This is a genomic window from Roseateles sp. 22389 (assembly GCF_052044995.1).
Taxonomy (GTDB): domain Bacteria; phylum Pseudomonadota; class Gammaproteobacteria; order Burkholderiales; family Burkholderiaceae_C; genus Roseateles.
This window is the reverse complement of sequence record NZ_JBQEOF010000048.1, coordinates 1-443: the sequence shown is the minus strand read 5'-3', so window position 1 is coordinate 443 and position 443 is coordinate 1. Positions and strand designations below refer to the sequence as shown.

Below are 443 nucleotides of genomic sequence, written 5' to 3'. Positions count from 1 at the left end.
GACGCCTGGCAGCAGGGGCACGATGTGCAGTCCCAAGCTGACGATCAGGCGAGTTCCCATCCCTCCAGACAGGAAGAGAGTGATGAGCACTGAAGCCGAAACAGTTCTGCGGCTTGCGCAGGTCAAGCGAGAGATCAAGGAGGCCGAGCACACCCTCGAGAAGCTTCTGACCCAGATTTCCCAGGCGCGCAGCGAGGAGCGGCTGGGAGCCTTGTACTGGATGGTGCTCGAGAACGAGCGCCTGTACACGGAGCTCCATGACCAGAACCTGCGCGCCGTAAGAGAGGCCGACTCCGCGCACGCAGCGCTTGAAGAGGCCGTGCGGGTTGCCGAGACTGACCCGTTGACCCAATTGCCCAACCGCATCGTCCTTTGGGACAGGCTGACCCACGAGCTCGAACTCGCCAAGCGGAACTCGACGCCGCTGGCGGTGCTCTTCCTGG

Annotated in this window: 1 protein-coding gene; it reads left to right on the top strand. The window is 63.0% G+C overall.

Annotation, left to right across the window (positions count from 1 at the left end):
- Positions 1–82 precede the first annotated feature (82 nt).
- On the top strand, positions 83–443 hold a 361-nt coding region (locus tag ACTJKJ_RS27305; RefSeq protein WP_440823326.1), incomplete at its 3' end, for a diguanylate cyclase domain-containing protein.